Origin of the sequence: Winogradskyella rapida (genome assembly GCF_042675845.1) — a bacterium.
Taxonomy (GTDB): Bacteria; Bacteroidota; Bacteroidia; order Flavobacteriales; family Flavobacteriaceae; genus Winogradskyella; species Winogradskyella rapida.
This window is the reverse complement of record NZ_JBHTKM010000011.1, coordinates 1-2,034: the sequence shown is the minus strand read 5'-3', so window position 1 is coordinate 2,034 and position 2,034 is coordinate 1. Positions and strand designations below refer to the sequence as shown.

Here is a 2,034-nt window from a genome sequence, read left to right as displayed (position 1 = left end):
AACTGACAGAAGAATACAAATTAAATCCTCTACGTCACTTCAAGTGAAATCTCGTTTTTTAGAGATTTTGTATCGAGAAGCTTTTCTACCACTAATCATTCTCAATACATTTCTCCCCGACTCCAAACACTCGAACTGACGAACGAATACAAATTGAACCCCAAACGTCACTTCGAGTGAAATCTCGTTTTTTAGAGATTTTTTATCGAGAAGCATTCTACCTCTCATGGTTCTCAATACGTTTCTCCTCAACTCAAAACACTCGAACTGACGAAGAATACAAATAAAACCCCAAACGTCACTTCGAGTGAAATCTCCTTTTTTCAGAGATTTTGTATCGAGAAGCATTTCTACCACTCAGGGTTCTCTATATATTTCTCCCCCACTCAAAACACTCGAACTGACGTAGCAATACAAATTAAACCCCAAACGTCACTTCGAGTGAAATCTCACTTTTCAGAGATTTTTTATCGAGAAGCATTCTACCACTCATGGTTCTCGATACGTTTCTCGCACACTCGAAACACTCGAACTGACGGAAGAACACAAATTACCCCCTATACGTCACTTCGAGTGAAATCTCCTTTTTTTGGAGATTTTGTAGCGAGAAGTTTTTCCACCACTCATTGTTCTCGATACGTTTCTCCCCCACTCGAAACACTCGAACTGACGAACGAATACAAATTGAACCCCAAACGTCACTTCGAGTGAAATCTCCTTTTTTAGAGATTTTGTATCGAGAAGTATTCCACAACTCATGGTTCTCGATACATTTCTCGCACACTCCAAACACTCGAACTGACGCACAAACACAAATTGAACCCCAAACGTCACTTCGAGTGAAATCTCCTTTTTTCAGAGATTTTGTATCGAGAAGCATTCTACCACTCATAGTTCTCGATACATTTCTCGCACACTCGAAACACTCGAACTGACGAAAGAACACAAATTGAACCCCAAACGTCGCTTCGAGTGAAATCTCCTTTTTTGGGAGATTTTGCATCGAGAAGCATTCTACCACTCATGGTTCTCGATACGTTCCTCGCACACTCCAAACACTCGAACTGACGAACGAATACAAATTAAACTCCAAACGTCACTTCGAGTGAAATCTCCTTTTCAGAGATTTTGTATCGAGAAGCATTCCACAACTCATTGTTCTCGATACATTTCTAGCGCACTCGAAACACTCGAACTGACGTAGCAATACAAATTAAACCCCAAACGTACTTCGAGTGAAATCTCCTTTTTTTGGAGATTTTGTATCGAGAAGCCTTATGTCTTAAATTTCTTTTTAGCCAGATTCGGTAATGCCTCGTAAGCTCCATCAATTAAAGCGTCTTTCTTCGCTCTAGACCATTTCTTTATTTGTTTCTCTGTTTGAATCGCTATAGTTATATCAGTGAATTCTGCATAAAATACTAGTTCAACAGGTCTCCTGCTATAAGTATAGCTCTCTATATGCTTTCCTGTTTTATGCTGCTCCAACCTGTTCATGAGATTAGAAGTCAAACCCGTGTAATAGGAATTATCTGAACATTTAAGAATGTAAACATAGGACTGTTTCATGATAGCAAGATAACAAAAACAGACTAAACAACTGTATATTAGTGACTAACTAAAATTTGGTTCTCGATACATTTCTCGCACACTCTAAACACTCGAACTGACGTAGCAATACAAATTAAACCCCAAACGTCACTTCGAGTGAAATCTCACTTTTCAGAGATTTTGTATCGAGAAGCTTTTCTACAACTCATTGTTCTCGATACATTTCTCGCACACCCGAAACACTCGAACTGACGGAAGAATACAAATTAATCCCCTCAACGTCACTTCGAGTGAAATCTCGTTTTTTAGAGATTTTGTATCGAGAAGCATTCCACAACTCATGGTTCTTGATACGTTTCTCCCGCACTCGAAACACTCTAACTGACAGAAGAATACAAATTAAATCCTCTACGTCACTTCAAGTGAAATCTCGTTTTTTAGAGATTTTGTATCGAGAAGCTTTTCTACCACTAATCATTCTCA

At 38.8% G+C, this 2,034-nt stretch carries 1 protein-coding gene; it reads right to left on the bottom strand.

Translation table 11 applies throughout. The features are described from left to right. Positions 1-1,275 precede the first annotated feature (1,275 nt). Positions 1,276-1,569, bottom strand: coding sequence for a GIY-YIG nuclease family protein (locus ACFQ13_RS03685; protein WP_386114141.1), 294 nt, complete (start codon positions 1,567-1,569; stop codon positions 1,276-1,278). Positions 1,570-2,034 lie beyond the last annotated feature (465 nt).